General features: G+C 70.2%; 14 protein-coding genes. 9 read left to right on the top strand and 5 right to left on the bottom strand.

Going from position 1 to position 16,324, the window contains the following annotated elements; translation table 11 throughout:
* Positions 1-89 precede the first annotated feature (89 nt).
* Both ACIBCM_RS28445 and ACIBCM_RS28450 read right to left on the bottom strand, forming a co-directional pair.
* Positions 90-776 carry an ABC transporter ATP-binding protein gene (locus ACIBCM_RS28445; protein ID WP_399248068.1) on the bottom strand — a complete coding sequence of 229 codons (687 nt, stop codon included), beginning with the start codon at positions 774-776 and terminating at the stop codon, positions 90-92.
* 4 nt (positions 777-780) lie between these two features.
* Positions 781-2,235, bottom strand: coding sequence for an ABC transporter permease (locus tag ACIBCM_RS28450; protein ID WP_399248071.1), 1,455 nt, complete (start codon positions 2,233-2,235; stop codon positions 781-783).
* Positions 2,236-2,486: 251 nt separating this feature from the next.
* Here ACIBCM_RS28450 and ACIBCM_RS28455 point away from each other — a divergent pair, with 251 nt between their 5' ends.
* The 3 genes from ACIBCM_RS28455 (at position 2,487) to ACIBCM_RS28465 (ending at position 5,131) form a co-directional block, all read left to right on the top strand.
* The gene (locus ACIBCM_RS28455; RefSeq protein ID WP_399248073.1) at positions 2,487-3,149 is read left to right on the top strand and encodes a response regulator transcription factor; all 663 of its coding nucleotides are present in this window, start codon (positions 2,487-2,489) and stop codon (positions 3,147-3,149) included.
* Positions 3,150-3,319: 170 nt separating this feature from the next.
* Positions 3,320-4,417, top strand: a complete 1,098-nt coding sequence (locus ACIBCM_RS28460; protein ID WP_399248075.1) for a sensor histidine kinase — start codon at positions 3,320-3,322, stop codon at positions 4,415-4,417.
* Between the two features lie 360 nt (positions 4,418-4,777).
* Positions 4,778-5,131 (top strand): DUF6193 family natural product biosynthesis protein, encoded by a 354-nt coding sequence (locus ACIBCM_RS28465; RefSeq protein ID WP_399248077.1) that lies wholly within the window; start codon positions 4,778-4,780, stop codon positions 5,129-5,131.
* A gap of 164 nt (positions 5,132-5,295) precedes the next feature.
* Here the strand turns inward: ACIBCM_RS28465 and ACIBCM_RS28470 are convergent, their stop codons facing one another.
* Positions 5,296-5,751: a hypothetical protein gene (locus ACIBCM_RS28470; RefSeq protein WP_399248079.1), complete on the bottom strand. Its 456-nt coding sequence runs from the start codon at positions 5,749-5,751 to the stop codon at positions 5,296-5,298.
* Positions 5,752-6,055: 304 nt separating this feature from the next.
* Positions 6,056-7,096 carry an AraC family transcriptional regulator gene (locus ACIBCM_RS28475; protein ID WP_399248081.1) on the bottom strand — a complete coding sequence of 347 codons (1,041 nt, stop codon included), beginning with the start codon at positions 7,094-7,096 and terminating at the stop codon, positions 6,056-6,058.
* A 542-nt stretch (positions 7,097-7,638) separates the two neighbouring features.
* Here ACIBCM_RS28475 and ACIBCM_RS28480 point away from each other — a divergent pair.
* From ACIBCM_RS28480 to ACIBCM_RS28490, 3 genes are all read left to right on the top strand, one after another.
* Complete coding sequence (locus ACIBCM_RS28480; protein ID WP_399248083.1) at positions 7,639-8,028, top strand: substrate-binding domain-containing protein; 390 nt, start codon at positions 7,639-7,641, stop codon at positions 8,026-8,028.
* 51 nt (positions 8,029-8,079) lie between these two features.
* A complete protein-coding gene (locus ACIBCM_RS28485; RefSeq protein ID WP_399248085.1) occupies positions 8,080-8,703 on the top strand; it encodes a Tn3 family transposase in 624 nt (207 codons plus the stop codon).
* Between the two features lie 82 nt (positions 8,704-8,785).
* The gene (locus ACIBCM_RS28490; RefSeq protein WP_399248087.1) at positions 8,786-9,046 is read left to right on the top strand and encodes a hypothetical protein; all 261 of its coding nucleotides are present in this window, start codon (positions 8,786-8,788) and stop codon (positions 9,044-9,046) included.
* A 16-nt stretch (positions 9,047-9,062) separates the two neighbouring features.
* Here the strand turns inward: ACIBCM_RS28490 and ACIBCM_RS28495 are convergent, their stop codons facing one another.
* A complete protein-coding gene (locus ACIBCM_RS28495) occupies positions 9,063-10,067 on the bottom strand; it encodes a metallophosphoesterase family protein (protein WP_399248089.1) in 1,005 nt (334 codons plus the stop codon).
* 423 nt (positions 10,068-10,490) lie between these two features.
* Between ACIBCM_RS28495 and ACIBCM_RS28500 the strand changes: the two genes are divergently transcribed.
* The 3 genes from ACIBCM_RS28500 (at position 10,491) to ACIBCM_RS28510 (ending at position 16,221) form a co-directional block, all read left to right on the top strand.
* Positions 10,491-11,090 carry a recombinase family protein gene (locus ACIBCM_RS28500; protein ID WP_399248091.1) on the top strand — a complete coding sequence of 200 codons (600 nt, stop codon included), beginning with the start codon at positions 10,491-10,493 and terminating at the stop codon, positions 11,088-11,090.
* 152 nt (positions 11,091-11,242) lie between these two features.
* A complete protein-coding gene (locus tag ACIBCM_RS28505; protein WP_399248093.1) occupies positions 11,243-15,205 on the top strand; it encodes a PHP domain-containing protein in 3,963 nt (1,320 codons plus the stop codon).
* The gene (locus ACIBCM_RS28510; RefSeq protein ID WP_399248095.1) at positions 15,202-16,221 is read left to right on the top strand and encodes a DNA polymerase thumb domain-containing protein; all 1,020 of its coding nucleotides are present in this window, start codon (positions 15,202-15,204) and stop codon (positions 16,219-16,221) included. The genes ACIBCM_RS28505 and ACIBCM_RS28510 overlap by 4 nt, the downstream gene beginning before the upstream one ends.
* The last annotated feature ends 103 nt before the right edge of the window (positions 16,222-16,324 follow it).

Raw genomic sequence — 16,324 nt, forward strand, 5'->3', positions numbered from 1 at the left:
AGCCACGTGATCATTCTGGCCTCGGCCCGCCACGCAGGGAACCACCCACGCGGCGGGCCGTCACGAGGCAAACATTGCCTGATACGGCACTAGCGTGTGCTGAGTTTGCCCCGCTTGAGTTGCAGGACCTCGTCCGAGGCGTCCGCGACCTCGCGGGAGTGGGTTACCACCACCACGCATTTGCCCTCGTCGTGCGCCAACTTCCGGAATACGGCGATGATCCCGGCCGCCGTCTCGTCGTCGAGACTGCCGGTGGGCTCGTCCGCGAAGAGGATGTCGACCTCGCAGGCCAGGGCGCGCGCGATGGCGACGCGCTGCTGCTGTCCGCCGGACAGTTGCGGGGTCCGGCGGTGGTGGTCCACGGCGTCCACACCGAGCAGGTCGAGGAGTTCGGCCGCGCGCTGTTTCCTGTTGCCGCGCCGGACGCCGGTGATCTCCATGGCGGAGGTGATGTTCTGGACGGCCGTCATATACGTGAGCAGGTTCAGCGACTGGAAGACGGTGGCCACATGACGGTTGCGGTAGCGGCCGAGGCCCAGTTCCGCGACGTCCCGCCCGTGGAAGCGGATGCTGCCGGAGCTCGGTGAGTCCAGGCCGCTGGCCAGCGAGAGCAGTGTCGTCTTGCCGCTGCCGGAGGGGCCGATCACGGCATACATACGGCCCGGTTCGAAGGCGTGGCTGATGCCCTTCAGCACGGTGCGTTTGCGGTTGCCGCTCTGGTAGGTGCGGGTCACTCCGGTGAGTTCGAGGACCGGGGTTCCCGTGGGGGAGGTCATCGCTTCAGTCGCCCTTCGTCAGGATGTCACGCGGATGGAGGCGCAGTACGCGCGCGCCGGGGACGAGCGTGGCCAGGGCGGCGATGCCGAGGCCGGTGGCGCCGACCCTGGCGATGTCGGCGGTGCCGATCCGTACGTCGAGCGAGTCGATGGGCTCGACCTCCGGGGCGTCGTCCGCGGCGGGGGTGGTGCCTCCGGCGCTGGTGACGGAGTTGCCGTCGACACCGCTGTCCGCGTCCGCGGCCGACTTCCTGGCCGAGGACACCTCACCGGCCAGCAACCGGTCGCCGATGGTCTGGGACAGGTACTGGCTGCCCGCCGAGGCGAGGCCCACCGCGATCACCACGCAGGCGACGACCTCCACCAGGTGCTGGCCGAGCAGCTTGGGCTTCCTCTCGCCGAGCGAGAGCAGGATGCCCAGTTCCTTGCGGCGTTCGCGCAGCGACGAGGCGACGATCAGGGCCAGGATCACGGTCCCGGCGAGGGCGACGAGCCACACGGTGACGGTCGCGAAGTCCGCGGTCTTGGTGATGGGCCCGACGAGCTGCCGGTACTGCTTGTCGTTGACCGTCATCGGGAAGATGCCGAGATCGGCGCCGGAGGCTTCGGCGTGCTTCCTCAGCCGGTCCATGTCCGCGGGGTCGGACAGGGTGAAGGTGGCCTGGTTGACCACGCCCCCGTCGGCGTCCGGCTTCTTGCCGAGGAGCCGGGTGCCGCCGTCCGGGGTGACGTACAGCTGGTTCACCGGGTCCGTCATGGCGGGTACGTACCGGCCGCTGTCCGGGGTGCCGCTGGCGTAGATGCCGACGACCGTGAATCCGAACTCGTCCTCGTTCCTCTTCTTGCCGATCTCCGGGAGTTCACCGACCCTCAGCCTGATGGTGTCGCCGACCTTCCAGCGGTTGTGCCGGGCCAGCCGCTGTTCGACCACGACCTCGTCGCTCTTGCTCTTCGGGCCGATCCCGCGCCCGGTGACGATCTTCGCGTCGCCGTTCCGGAACGAGGCCACCGACTGCTGATCACGCACCCCGTCGGCCTTGAAGAGGTCGAGGCCGTCCGGCTGGACGCCGGCCGGCCGCGGCACCGGCCGGTACAGCTTCGAGCCCTTGGCGGGCGCGGCGCCCGAGTCGGTCGAGTAGTTGCACCGCTTGACCACGGGCGACTCGCAGATCTTGTCGACCAGGCCGCGGCGCAGATCACCACCCGGGCCGATCGTTCCGGGTGTGGAGCCGTTGGACTCGGTGCCCTGCCCCGATTCGAGCAGGGCGTTGATGTCCAGCTGCATGGTGGCGACGGCGCCGACGCTCGCCTTGGCGTCGTCGGCCGCCCGGGCCGAGGCGGACCGGATGAGAAACCCGGAGAGCACCAGGGTGCAGATGACGAAGAAAAGACCGACCAGCATCAGGGTCTTTCCGAGGTGGCTGGTCAGCCGCCACCACGCCCGTTTGAAAAGATTCATCGCGTACGACAACTCCCTGCCCGGAAATGTGTGAAACCGCATGTCACGGTAGCCAGAGGCCGTTGTGAACCGTGTTTGCCAAGTGCGCGGTCCGGGTGGGAGCTCATACACGGTTCACATCCCGTGTCTGATAGGTGTGGGCAGCCGGGATGTCGAATGCGCCCGAAAATTCACAGGGAATCGCAGGGTTCACAGGGATTCACGGGGAATCACAGGGAATCACAGGGATTCACAGGAAAGGGGAGCGGGTCGTGCGCGTGTTGGTGGTGGAGGACGAGCGGTACATGGCGCGGGTCCTGGAGATCGGGCTGCGGCGCGAGGCCATCGCCACCGACGTCGTGCACGACGGGGCGAGTGCTCTGGACAGGCTGGCGGTCTACGACTACGACGCCGTCGTCCTCGACCGCGATCTGCCCGGCGTCCACGGCGACGAGGTCTGCCGGCGCATCGTCGCCATGCGTCTCGAATGCCGTGTCCTCATGCTCACCGCCGCCGGGCGCCTCGGTGACAAGGTCGAAGGGCTCGGCCTCGGCGCCGACGACTATCTGGCGAAACCCTTCGACTTCCCCGAACTCGTCGCCCGTCTACGGGCGTTGTACCGGCGCAGTCCCATGGCCCACGCACCCGTTCTCACCTTCGCCGACCTGGCCTTCGACACCCATCGCCGCCGTGTGCTGCGCGCGGGACGCGAGGTGCGCCTCACACCGAAGGAACTGGCCGTGCTGGAACTGCTGTTGCGCGCCGACGGCGGCGTACTGAGCGCCGAATACCTCCTGGACAAGGCGTGGGACGCGAACGCGGATCCGCTCACCAACGCGGTACGTCTCGTCGTGCACACCCTGCGCCGCAAGCTCGGCGAGCCCCGGCTGGTGCATACGGCGATCAGCGCCGGCTACTACCTGGGCACCAAGTGAGGTGGTCCTCCCGGTGGGGCCCGGGTCTGAGGTGGTCCTCCCGGTGGGGCCCGGGTCTGAGGCGGTCCTCCCGGTGGGGCCCGGGTCTGAGGCGGTCCGGGCGGACCCGGAGCATCCACGCCCGGCTCTTCCTCGGCTTCGCCGGCGCGCTCGCCGCCTCGGCCGTACTGATGGTGGCCGTCATCTACGCCGGCATGCGGTTCATGCCGACGTACGACTTCTCGGACACCATCGTCCTCACGGACCTCGGGACACCGCAGCGGGTGCCCCAGACCGGGTCGTACGCGGAGACCGCCGTCCCGTCGGGAGTCTGGCCGGGTGCCCGGGCGGACGGGGCGATCCGCAGCAAGGAAGACGTCTGGAACACCTTGCTGTGGCTGTCCGTCTGCGGTCTCCTGCTGGTGATGGCGATCGGTCTGACCGTCGGCTGGCGGCTGTCGAAGCACCTTCTCGCGCCCCTCGGCGTCATCAGCCAGGCCGCCGCGAAGGCCGCCGACGGTCAGCTTCAGTACCGCATCAACGCGGGGGGTCCCTCCGACGAACTCAAGCAGCTCGCCGACACCTTCGACACCATGCTCGCCCGTCTTGAGGAGTCCTTCGCCGCCCATCAGCGTTTCGCGGCCAACGCCTCGCACGAACTGCTCACCCCGCTGGCCACCACCCGCGCCGTCCTGCAGATCGCCGCCGCCGACCCCAGCGGTGAGGAGTTCGCCGAGCTGGCCCCTATGCTCGTCGAGACGAACGAACGCAACATCACCATCGTCAAGGCCCTTCTTTCCCTGGCAGCCGCCGACCACGCGCCCTTCGACCCCGAACCCGTCGACGTGGCGGCCCTCGCCAGGGACGTGGCCGCCGACCGCACCGCGCGGGCGGCAACCGCCGACCTGCGCCTCGACGTCGACACCGAGCCCGGCTGCACCGTCCCCGGCAATGCCACCCTGCTCCGCCAGCTCCTGCTCAACCTCCTCGACAACGCCCTGGCCTACAACCGGCCCGGCGGCTCGGTACACCTCTCGGTCCTGCGTGAGGACCAGATCGTCATCGAGGTGGAGAACACCGGGCTGCACGTCGACGACATCGTCGCCCAGCGCCTGTTCGAGCCCTTCTACCGGCAGCACTCCCGTGTCACCAGCGACCGTTCCGGCCATGGCCTGGGCCTCGCCATCGTCCGCTCGATCGTGCACGCCCACCACGGCACCGTCACCGCGCGCGCCAACCCCGACGGCGGCCTGACCGTACGCGCCAGGCTGCCGCGGGACGCCGGGTGACGGCATGTCACATACGGTTCGAGGGGCGGAATGTGCTGGGTGCCGAAGCCGGGGCTCGTCCTCAGGTGTGCCGTGTGCGTCTCGTACGGGGAATGCCCGATCCGGCCGGACCGGGCACCCGTAAGCACCGACACCCTCGTACTCTCGGAGTACCCGCGACGGTCGCCTTGCTTCCCCGCGCCGAGGTCCGGCAGCGCGATCCGGCACAGCGGGCGGACGGCGGGGAGGGGCGAGGAAACCGTTCGCGACCGGCCGTACCAACGGAAAGGGCGAAGCGTGACATCTCAACCTGCCCCGGACTCAGCCGGTCCCCGTCCTGAGCCCGCCGGGGCCCATGAGGGCGGCACCGCGGTCGAGAGAATGTGGACGGTCTACCGTCAGGCCACGGCGTCCTCCGTCGACCACGGACTCATCGAGGCCGCCTACGCCGAGCCGGAGCTGCGAGTTCTGTTTCCCTACCAGAGCCATGAGTCGCTGCACTTCAGCCGCTGTACCCGATACCCCTACACCCACGACGTTCCGGCGATTGTTCCCGTGGACGGGAAGTACCGCGTCATCGGGCGGACGGCTCGCTCGCCTCACCGGCCGGTGGACATCGGATGGGCCGACAACCCGCGTGACGCGGTCGCCCTGGTCCTCGCCCGCCTGCCCCCGGGGTGCGGACCGGCGGTCGTCGGCACTGCCGATGACCTCGACAAGGAAGAGTGCCCGTGAAGCGCGGGCAGTCGTACGGCGGGCAGCCCGCCCGGGGCCAGGGCCCGGCCTCTGCGTCAAGGGAACGTGGCCGGGCAGGGGGGCTGCGGCCCGAGCGATCGTGGCCGGCCCCCGACCGGCTGTGTACGCGAAGGGGCGGCCAACCCAGCGGGGGTGGGCGCGAGTTACCGCCGCAGGTTGAAGTGCACGGAGTCGCCGCACTGCTCACCGGTGGGGAAGTTCTGACAGACGGTGATCTTGATGCGGTCTATGTAATCGGAAAGCTGGATATCGAACTTGAGGACCCCGTTCCTGGAGGTCCGTGAGTCACTGTCCTGCTTCACGTTGTATTTGAACCCCTCGAAGATCACGGTGGTGGAGTAGTCGCTGTTGGTGCGGTTGACCACGCTGCCCGTGATGATTGGATAGGACCCGCCCCACCACGCGATGGTGCCCACCGCGTAGCCCATACCGCAGTCGCTGTTCTTGTAGCAGACCGTGAAATTCTGCTTGGGGTCCGACGGATCATATGCCGCGGGAGATGCGACTGCCGCAGGGGATGCGACCGCCGCGGGGGATGCGACCTGCACGGCCCCGAGCAGGGCGATGGACGTGATACCGATCCGGGCTTGCTTGTTCACAATTCTCCTTGAATCGTGCCGCGTTGGCGCAAGCGGTGCAGCGAGGCCACGGGCGGCCGGGCACCCGGGCCGGGGACGATCTCTGTCCGAACCCCGGTTCGACGCAGGCTATTCGCCGGATCGGGGCCGGTCATCGGCATGGAGACACAGGATCCTTGTGCCGGAGTGACCCTCCCCGGATGGGACCGGAGGCCGTCCGGTGACGCACGGGAAAGGGCCACTCGCAGAAGGGCTACTCGCAGAAGGACCAGTCGCGGAAGGGCTACTCGCGGCTTTCGGAGGAACGCCGGTGCCCGCCCGTGGATCAGGACGGTGTACGCGTACCGTCCCCGGAGCCGTTCTCCTTCCGGGATTGCCGGTACTCGCTGGGTGACATTCCGTAGACGCTCCGGAAGGAGCGGCTGAACTCGGACGCGGTCAGAAACCATCTCGCCGCGATGGTGTGGATGTGTTCACGCTCTCTGCGCGGGTCGGCGAGTTCGGCACGGGCACGTTCCAGACGGGACAGACGGATCAGCGCTCCGACGGTGACCCCTTCCGCGCGGAACAGCCGGTGCAGATGCCCCGTGGACATATGGTGCGCGGCGGCGACGGTGGCCGGGCTCAGTTCGGGATCGCCGAGGTTCCGCTGGATTGAGGCCTTGATCCGTCGCACCGTCATGTACTGGTGCGTATGCGGTGGCAGCGCGTCCTCGCGCTCCGCCGCGTGGGCGAGCATGGCGGCCAGCAGATCGGCGGCCACCGTCCCGAGCCGCGGTCCGTCGGTGAGACGGTAGTCCCGGACGTTCCGCACGATATGCCGGAGGAACTGCGCCAGCAGCGCCCCGGGGCCTTCGTTGTCGGGTATCGGCAGGCCGATGGCCAGGTCCGCGAGCCGCCGGGGCAGCGGAAGGGCACTTTTGGGCACTTCGAGCCCGATCATCGCGACCCGGTCCAACTCACCGCCGGCATGGATCTCCACCGGCAGCGAGGTGTCGGTGGTGTGATAGATCCCTGGTTTGACCAGCAGCGTTCTGCTGCGCCAGGCCGCCGTGCCCGCTCCCCGCAGTACGAGGGAGAGATGGTATTTCTCGGGGTCGGACCGGCGGATCAGCCTGGTGGTGCGCCGGAGAGTCGCCGATGGATGGGTCGCACGCCACACCGCAACATCACCCAGCGAGATGCTGCGCTGACGGGCCCGGAAGTCGTCCGCGTGGTCGCTCGTCACATCCATGGGGGCATGGATGCTGCTCAGCAGGTCACGCCAGTGCCCCAGCCGTTCCCGCGGGGCGGCGTCAAGACTGCTGAACACCACGGAGGGCAGCGGCCGGCGCTGCGGAGCCTGTGTCGACGGCTCGGTCGGCATGATGGTCCCCTCTCCGGTATCGGATGTCCCTCTGCACGGACACACCACCGCGCCCGGAGGTTGAGAGCCCCGATCGTCCGCCGTGCCGGGCACGGTGATGACGCCGTGCCGGGCACGGTGATGACGCCGTGTCGGGCACGGTGATGACGACATGGCGGACGTGGCCGTGCGCGTGCCCGACGTGGCCGTGCGCGTGGCCGGTGGCGCCGATGTTGTGAGCCGTGGTGCCTCTGCTGTGCCTCAGGGGACGGGGCCACCGGAGGAACGGGTTCGTCCTGACCGGTGCCCTTCCCGGGACCGCGGGAACCCTTGTTCCGCCCAGGAAAACGAATGATGCCGTCTTGGTGGATCTCGTTTCGATGGTTCGCTCGATGGTTCGCCTCGTTGTGGAGGGGGACGGCGGCATCCGGTGGCGAGATGCCGTCGTAACCCCTCATGGACCTCTCCCCACGCGGTCGACGACACCCGCGCCGAGCGGGAAGACGGCCGGTCGGCGCGCCGTCGTCACCTCACAGGGCGCACCAGCGGCGGATCGCCTCCTCGTGGATGGCCGTGGATTCCTCCAGACGGCCGACCGAGCACCACTCGTCGGTGGCATGGGCCTGGTCCGGCTCGCCGGGGCGCAGATCAGGGTCGGGGGCGAGCCGAGGAGCGGAGTCAGAACGGCGGCGTCGGTGAAGAAGGAGGCGGCACGGGGGCGGTGGACGGTCCGGGCGGTGACGCCGTGGGCGATGTCGCCGATCAGCATGGCGCAGCTCAGCCATCCGCCGCTGACGACGATCCGGCAGCCCGTGGACGAACTGACCACCCGGGCCACGGAGATGCTGCTGGCCCGGATCGACGAACCCGACCGGCAGCCGGACCAGGTCTTTCTTCCGACCAGTCTGGTCAGACGCGGAAGCACGGATCCGGCGGCCGAGGACCCCGCGTAGCCCCGCGCCCGGGAGCGGGGACGCCTGAACGTCCCGGTGCGGCGCGGGAGGTTGCGGGTAGGGGCGGGCCGGATCTTCCGGCGCTCGGCGGACCGGCGCTCTGGTGGGGAGCTGGAAGAGATCTGCCTGCGCCAGCAGGAGCTGGTCGAGGCCCTGATCGGGAACTACCGCGTGGTGGCTCACGCCCTCGACGAAGCGGCTGGAGCAGGAGATCAAGCGCGGATGCCGGAGCGCACGCTGATCGGGATTCTGCCGAGGACCGCGTACTGGGTGGAGTGGTGGCGCCGTTTCGGCCCGGCCTCCGGCAACGAGCCGAAGCTTCAGGACCCGTTCGGCCGCTCCGTCATCACCACCTTCGTCAAGGGCGCCAACATGGGCCCGTACGAGGCCGCCCGCCACATCCCAGGCGTCTTCGGCCACGAGCTGTCGTACACGGCGAACCGGCACTTCTCCATCGTGCTGCTGAACGAGGCCATCGCCGACCTGGTCAACGCGCACGCCCGCCTGGACATCTCCCGCGCGTGGGGCGACGGCACCACGGTGGCCGCGGACGGCACCCACATGGACACCCACCTCGACAACCTGCTCGCCGAGACGTCCGTGCGGTACGGCAAGCCGGGCGGCATCGCCTACCACCACATCTCGGACACCTACATCGCCCTGTTCACGCCATGAAATTCAACGCCCTGCTCACGAACGCGGTGATCTTCCACAACGCCCTCGACATCGCCGAGATCGTCCGACAGCTGCTTGAAGAGTGCTGGGGATCACCCCGGAGGACCTGGCCCACATCTCGCCCCACCTGATCGAGCACATCAACCGGTTCGGCGAGTACAGCACACACGAACTCGGCATCCAGCCAGAGGCATACGACCCGAAACTGGACGTCGGCTTCACCCCGCTGCGCGACCAGGACCTGGCCGCTGCCGGCTTCGGTCAGGTCGCCCGACCGGCCTGGTCGGCACCAAGAGAGCCATGGACACGACGCGGAAGTTGGCGGCGCCAAGCTGGCCTGTGACCGTGCCTTTGGCGGTTCAGTTGGGCAGATCGTCCAGTATCAGCCCCAGTGCGGCTGCCAGTTCGATTGTCCTGCGCGGTGTCGGGCACTGCCTGGCCAGACTGGTCTGGTCGAGGCGGCTGTTACGGGCTTGGAAGAGAACCTTCGCAGCAGGATGCCGGCGCATTTCGTCTGGAGTGAACTCGTCGGCGACTCGATGCGCTGTGGCGACCAGGGTAGGGAACGTCGACTGCAGACCCGTGGCCCACTCTTGGAGCGCCTCCAGCCACCGGTGCGCCACTGGGTCAGATGTTGAGGAGAACCGCTCTACCGCCTGAGCCAGCTCCAGCCAGGTGGAGTCGTGCCAGGGTCTGGTCTTCAGGACGGACAACTGCCACTGGCGCTTGACGGTCGACCAGTGATCCGCGTGCGCCTTCACCGAGTGGACCGTGAATCCTGGAAGAGACAGTGCGGTCAGGTTCCAGCCGTGGCAGGCACCGGTGTCGAGACCGAAGATCCTGCCATCGCGGATCATAGGTTCCTGGCCGGTTACGTGATGGCCGAACACCACCGGCTTGGCATCGGTGTAGTGCTCGTGCCAGTAGCTGTCTGGGAACAGCGCTGTGAGTTCGCGTTCGCCCCTCGTCGAGCCACAAAGGATCTCCTCCCGCTGGTCGGACAGAGGAATCCCGGACAGCATCGCGGCGTGGACAACACGGACGTGCTCGTTCTCGAAGTAGTACGGCAGAGTCCGCATCCAGTCGACCGTTTCGGCGTAGTGATCGCCAAGTTGCAGGCGCGTGATCTCCTGCGCGTACGAGAGGATCCCGCGCACGTGCTTTCGCTCATGGTTGCCCATGACCACGACCGAGTTCGGACGCTCACGGAAAAGCCTGACCACCGCGCCGGGCGCTGGACCGCGGTCGACCAGATCACCGACGCTGACCAGTAGGTCGTCCGGTTGGATGTCGACTTCATCAAGCAGTTCGAGCAACTCGTCGAAGCAGCCATGGATGTCGCCGATGATGATCGTCCGCCGCATGCGGGCGATCCTAGGGAGGCAGCGGTGCGGTGTACAAAGCAATTTGTGCGGCAAAAGGGCACCCTTGGTGAAGGTCGCTGGCATCACGCTCGCAGAAATGAGTAGTTCTGAAAGGCCGGAGACCCCGCCGGATCATGTCCGGTTTGGCCCCTGATCCTCGTTCTCACAACCCCGGCGATCGACGCCGCCGTGCCGGAGACCGCGACCAAGTCCACGAGGGTGGGCTACGCCCGTTGCAGTACCGCTCAGCAAGAACTCCAGAGCCAGCTCGACGCTCTGGTGACGCGGGCTGTGATCCGGTCTTCTCGGAGAAGATCAGCACCCGGGTCAAAGTGAGGCCGGAGATCGTCAAGGCGATGGACTTCGCCCGCACCATCAAGAAGGCCGTCCCGCACCAACGGGTGAATCTTCACCGTGCACGAGATGAAGCGCCTGGGCCGCGGCGCCGCCGAGTTGCTGGCCATCGCCGAGGACCTGCGCCGTCACGACATCCAGCTCGAACTCCTCACCGGACCCCTCCACGGGGTCTACGACCTGTCCGGGCACGGCGCCGCCCTGTTCGCGTTCTTCGCCGGCATGGCGGAGTCCGAGCGCGAGTACATCCGGGAGAAGTCCCTGGAAGGCCGGGCGTCCGCTCGTGAGCGGGGCCGACATGGCGGACGCCCGAAGGTCGTCGACGACGACATGGCCGCGTTCGCCCGCAGCCTGCGGGTCAACGGGGTCCCCGTCCCTGAGATCACAGGCAAGCTGGTCATCACTTCGGGCAAGAACCAGGGCAAGCGGCCCTCACTCTGGGCCACACCCCTACGGGGCACCGGTCGTATCCGGAATGGTGAGCGCTGCCCCGGTGGCCCCGGCGGGCCCGTGCCTTCCGCCCGGCTTGTGGCTCCCGTACCGTCCCGTGCCCCCGGGCGCCCCGGGGTGGCGGTCCCTCCCGGCTCTCCGGCCCCTTCCCCCCGTCGGCCGGGCGCCCCTCCGTCCCGCCCGGCCCCGGTCGCCGCCCCCCGCGGTGTCACCGGCTGATCGCATCGCCGGGAGCGCGCTCGGCCCGCGCAGCCCCGCCCCTCTCCCTCGTCTCGAACGTTTCTTCGAAATTGGTCTATCGTGAGAGGGGAGGGGTTCGCGAGGGTCGATTCGACTGGAGGGAGCGTTGTGGCTGGTGAGAGGAGGTGCGTATGTCGTTTACGCATCTCCGCGCGGCCTCCGGGTACTCCCTCCGCTACGGAGCCAGCCATGTCGGGGATCTGGCGGAGAGAGCCGCGGAACGGGGCCTCGACGCGCTTGCGTTGAGCGATCGGGACAGCCTCGCGGGCGCGGTGCGCCATGCCAAGGCGTGCACCCGGGCGGGTGTCCGGCCGCTGTTCGGTGCCGATCTCGCGATGCCCGCCGTGCCCGATGCCGGGTTCGCGGGCACCGTGCCCACAGGGAGCGGCGGGAGCGGCGGCAGCGGTGGGCCAGGCACCGGGTACGGCGGAAGCGGAATGATTCGGACCGGGCATACGGCCGCCGTGGACGAGGCCGTCGCCGGTGCCGCCGGAGTTGCCGGGGGTGCCGCCGAGGGGCCCGGGAGCACGGGGAGCGCATGGGGCCCCGGGAGCACCGGCCCCGGGAGCGGCCCCGCCGGAAGCGGTCCCGCCGGTACCGGCCGCACCGGACGTTCCCGTACGTCTGCCAGGGCCCGTACGCCCGCCAGAGGCGGAGCCTTCGTCGAGGAGGCTCCCCAGCGCGCCACCGTACTGGCGCGGACCCCGGCCGGCTGGGCCGCGCTCTGCCGTCTGGTGTCGGCCTCGGCGGCGGGCGGGATCACCTGGGACGATCTGGACAGAGCGCCCGGTGCGGAGCTGTTCGTTCTGCTCGGCGCGGACTCCGAGGTCGGCCGCGCGCTGGCCCAGGGGCGTCCGGACCGGGCGGCGCGGCTGCTGGAGCCCTGGCGGGAGCGGTTCGGGGACGCGCTGCGGCTGGAGGTCGTCTGCCACGACCGGCCCGGGACCGGGCCGGGGTCGCTGCGGCTGGCCGCGCGGACGCTCGGGTTCGCGGACGAGCGGGGGATCACCCCGGTCCTGACCAACGCGGTCCGTTACGCCGACCCCGGCCAGGGCGAGATCGCGGACATCCTCGACTCGGCACGGCGGCTGGTCCCGGTCGACACCCGGGACGGCGCCCACCTCGACGGCGGCGAGCGGTGGCTCAAGGACGCCGGGAGCATGGAGCGGATCGCCGAGCGGGTCGCCGAGGCGGCCGGGCAGCGCGTCCGGCGCGCGCGGGAGCTGCTGGCGGCGACGGAGGACACGGCGGCGGCCTGTGCGGTGGACCCGGGGGACGCGTTCGGGCTGGGCCGGCTGCATCTGCCGGAGCCGCATCTGATCGGCGCCACCCAGGAGACGGCGGACCGGGCACTGGCCGCCCGGTGCGCGGGCGCGATGATGCACCGCGGTCACCATCGCGACGCCACCCGCTGGGACCGGCTGGAGAGCGAGCTGCGGATCATCGCCGGGCGCGGGCTCGCCGGGTACTTCCTGACCATGGCGGAGATCGTGGAGGTCACCAGGGACCTGGGCGTACGGGTGTCGGCGCGCGGCTCGGGAGTGGGTTCGCTGGTGGTGCACCTGCTGGGGATGAGCCCGGTGGACCCGGTGGAGCGCGGGCTTCTGATGGAACGTTTCCTCTCTCCGTACCGCACCGCTATGCCGGATATCGACCTGGATGTGGAGAGCGCACGGCGGGTGGAGGTCTATCAGGCGGTGATGAAACGTTTCGGCAATGAGCGGGTGGCCACGCTCGCCGTATACGAGACCTATCGGGCGCGTGGTGCGATCGAGGCCGTGGCGCGGGCGCGCGGCATCGAGCCCGAGGAGGCGCGCCGGCTGGCCAGGAGCTTCCCGCAGATCCGGGCGAAGGACGTCCGGGCCTCCCTGCGCGAGCTGCCGGAGCTGCGGGAGGTCGCCGGTGAGGACCACGGACGGCTCTGGACGCTGGTGGAGGCGCTGGACGGGCTGCCGCACGGGGCGGCGATGCACCCCTGCGGCCTGCTGATCTCGGACGACGGGCTGCTGGACCGTACCCCGGTGGTGCCCACCACGATCGAGGGCATCTCCATGGCCCAGTTCGACAAGGAGGACGTGGAGGACACGGGACACATCAAGGCCGATCTGATCGGTGTACGGATGCAGTCGGCGCTCGCCCACGCGGTCGCCGAGATCGGGCGCGCCACGGGCGAGCGGCTCGACATCGACGATCCCGCGCAGGTGCCCCTGGACGACCCGGCCACCTACCGGCTCATCCAGTCGGCGCAGACCATGGGCTGCTTCCAGATCGAGTCCCCCGGACAGCGGGATCTGGTCCGCAGGCTGAAGCCGGCGTCGATGGACGACATCACCCTGGACATCAGCCTGTTCCGGCCCGGCCCGGTCGCCGCGAACATGATCGACCCGCTGATCTCCGTACGCGACGGGCGGTCCCGGCCCGGCTGCCCCCACGAGGATCTGCGGGAGATCCTGCGGGAGACCAGCGGTCAGGTCGTCTTCCACGAGCAGGTCATCAGGATCATCGAGGCGCTGACCGGCTGCGACCTCGGGCAGGCCGACGAGGCCCGCCGGGCGCTCTCCGACCGGGACCGGCAGGGGCGGCTGCGCGCCTGGTTCGCCGACCGGGCGCGGGGGCGCGGTTACTCCACCGAGGTCGTACGGGAGGTGTGGGCCGTACTCGAAGGCTTCGGGGCATACGGATTCTGCAAGGGGCACGGAGCCGCCTTCGCCCTGCCGACGTATCAGTCCGCGTGGCTGAAGCGGCACCGGGCCGCGGCCTTCTACGCCGGGCTGCTCACCCACGATCCCGGGATGTACCACAAGCGGGTGTTCGTCGCGGACGCCCGCCGCCGGGGAGTGCCCCTGCTGCTTCCGGACGTCAACCACGCCCATGCCGACTCGCGGATCGAATCGGTACGCGTTCCCGTCGGTTCCGGGAGCGGCGCCCGCTCCCGCTCCGGGAGCGGATCGCTGCGTGCCCCTGTCGGTTCCGGGAGCGGATCGGTGCGCGTTCCCGCCGGCTCCGGGGGTGAACCGGTGCGCGTTCCCGCCGGCTCCGGGAGCGAATCCGTAAGCGTTCCCGCCGGCTCCGGGAGCGGATCCGGCTCCGGGAGCGGATCGGTGCGCGCCCGCTCCGGGCCCCGGAGCGAATCCGTACGCACCCCCTCCGCACCCGGGATCGAACTGGTGTCCGAGAAATGGGGAGTGCGGATCGGTCTCGCGCACATCCGGGGCATCAGCGTGGCCGAGACGGACCGGATCGTCACCGGGCAGCCCTATGTCTCGCTCCAGGACTTCTGGCAGCGCGCCCGCCCCAGCCGTCCCACCGCCGACCGGCTCGCCCGGGTCGGAGCGCTCGACTGCCTCGGCACCGGACGCCGGGACCTGCTGCTGGAGATCGCCGAACTGCACCGGCAGGGGCGGGCGTCCACCGGTTCCGGTCAGCTCCCCCTCGGGGACGACGGCGGCGGCGAGGGCCCGGCCACCCCGAGCGGGCTGCCCGCCATGGACGGCTGGGACCAACTCGCCGCCGAACTGGACGTACTCGACATGGACGTCACCCGCCATCTCCTCGACGATCATCTGTCCCTGCTGACCGATGTCGGCGCCACCCCCGCCGCCCGCCTCGGACAACTGCCGCACGGCACCACGGTCCTGGTCGCCGGGGTGAAGGCCGCCACCCAGACCCCGCCGATACGCGGTGGCCGACGGGTGATCTTCGCCACCCTCGACGATCCCACCGGCCTGTCCGACCTGGCTTTCTTCGAGGACAGCCACGATCTGTGCGCGTCCACCGTCTTCCACAGCGCCCTGCTGCTGGTACGGGGTACGGTCTGCCGTCCCCGGAACCGGCCGCGCAGCCTGAGCGTCACCGGGCTCGCCGCCTGGGACCTCGCCGAACTGATCGACCTGTACCGCGACGGCGGTGCCGCGGCCGTCGCCGACCGGCTCACCCGCCCCGCCCCGGCGGCCCGTTCGGCCACCGCCAGGAGCCGGACGCTCACCGAGCCCACCGGTTACGTCATGAACGCGTGGGCCGATCTGCGGCCCCCCGGCGTACCCCTCGTCGGCGGCCGTACCCTCCACCACGCCAGCCGGGGGAGCGCGGGATGATCCTCTACGTCCACTTCGGTCCGGCCGGCGGCGAGGCCGCCTACCGCCGGCTCCTCGGCATGCTGCGCGGGATCACCCCCCTCGTCCAGGCCGCACCGCCCGACGCGGCCCTCGCCGATGTCACGGGAGCCCACCGCTACTTCCGGCGTGACGCCCATGAACTCGCCGCCCTGGTACGGATGCGCGCCGCCGGTGTGTACGGCGCCGACTGCACCGTCGGCATCGGGCCCAATCCGCTGCTCGCCCGGATCGCCGCGCAGTCGGGGCCGCCGGGGTCGATCCGGGCCACCCCCACGGACCCGGACGGCGTCACCGCGTATCTCGCGCCCCTGCCGGTGGCCGCGCTGCCCGGTGTCGGGCCCGCCACCGTACGCACCCTCGCCCCCTACGGCCTCCACACCATCGGCGACCTCCGCCGTATCCCGCCCCTGACCCTCCAGCGGATCCTCGGCGCGCCCACCGGACGCCGGCTCCAGCAGTACGCCAACGGCATCGACCCCACCCCGGTCACCCCCACCGCCCCGCCGCGCGCCCTCACCGCCACCCATGACTTCGGCCGGGACGAACTCGACCCCCGGCAGCACCACCGCGCCCTGCTCGCGAACGCCGAGGAACTCGGCTGGCGGCTCCGCGGCGACCACCAGGTCGCCCGTGTCCTCGTTCTGACGATCGGTTACGCCGACCGGTCCACGACCACCCGCGCGCGTACGCTGCCCGAGCCGACCGCGCACTCCCCGGCGCTCGCCGACGCCGCCGGGCGGATGTACACGGCGCTGGCTCTCCAGCGGGCCCGGGTCCGCGCCATCACTCTCCGGGCGGAGGACATCGGCCCCGCCGAAATCGCCACCCACCAGCTGACGTTCGACCCGGCCGACGACGCCGCCCGCAGGGTCGAGGCCGCCGCGGACCGGGCCCGCGCCCGCTTCGGCCCCTCGGCGGTCCGTCCGGCCGCGCTGGCGGGGCTGGCTGGGTTGCCGCGTCCTGTTCCGGGACGGGGAGGGCCGAGGTCCGGCTGACCGCGTCGAAGGAGGGAGGCGGTGGGGCCGTGTGGCGGGGGTTTCGGCCGGGGTTTCGGCGGCCCGCGTCGGCGGGAGTTCCGGCGGGCCGCGTCAGGGCGGC

The sequence above is a fragment of the Streptomyces sp. NPDC051018 genome, assembly GCF_044456085.1.
In the GTDB taxonomy this organism is placed as follows: Bacteria; Actinomycetota; Actinomycetes; order Streptomycetales; family Streptomycetaceae; genus Streptomyces.

Bases quoted from the DNA above. Each gene is read 5' to 3' on its own strand.
- ACIBCM_RS28445 (WP_399248068.1), bottom strand. From the start codon at position 776: ATGACCTCCCCCACGGGAACCCCGGTCCTCGAACTCACCGGAGTGACC.
- ACIBCM_RS28450 (WP_399248071.1), bottom strand. From the start codon at position 2,235: ATGAATCTTTTCAAACGGGCGTGGTGGCGGCTGACCAGCCACCTCGGA.
- ACIBCM_RS28460 (WP_399248075.1), top strand. From the start codon at position 3,320: ATGGTGGCCGTCATCTACGCCGGCATGCGGTTCATGCCGACGTACGAC.
- ACIBCM_RS28465 (WP_399248077.1), top strand. From the start codon at position 4,778: ATGTGGACGGTCTACCGTCAGGCCACGGCGTCCTCCGTCGACCACGGA.
- ACIBCM_RS28475 (WP_399248081.1), bottom strand. From the start codon at position 7,096: ATGCCGACCGAGCCGTCGACACAGGCTCCGCAGCGCCGGCCGCTGCCC.
- ACIBCM_RS28495 (WP_399248089.1), bottom strand. From the start codon at position 10,067: ATGCGGCGGACGATCATCATCGGCGACATCCATGGCTGCTTCGACGAG.
- ACIBCM_RS28500 (WP_399248091.1), top strand. From the start codon at position 10,491: ATGAAGCGCCTGGGCCGCGGCGCCGCCGAGTTGCTGGCCATCGCCGAG.
- ACIBCM_RS28505 (WP_399248093.1), top strand. From the start codon at position 11,243: ATGTCGTTTACGCATCTCCGCGCGGCCTCCGGGTACTCCCTCCGCTAC.
- ACIBCM_RS28510 (WP_399248095.1), top strand. From the start codon at position 15,202: ATGATCCTCTACGTCCACTTCGGTCCGGCCGGCGGCGAGGCCGCCTAC.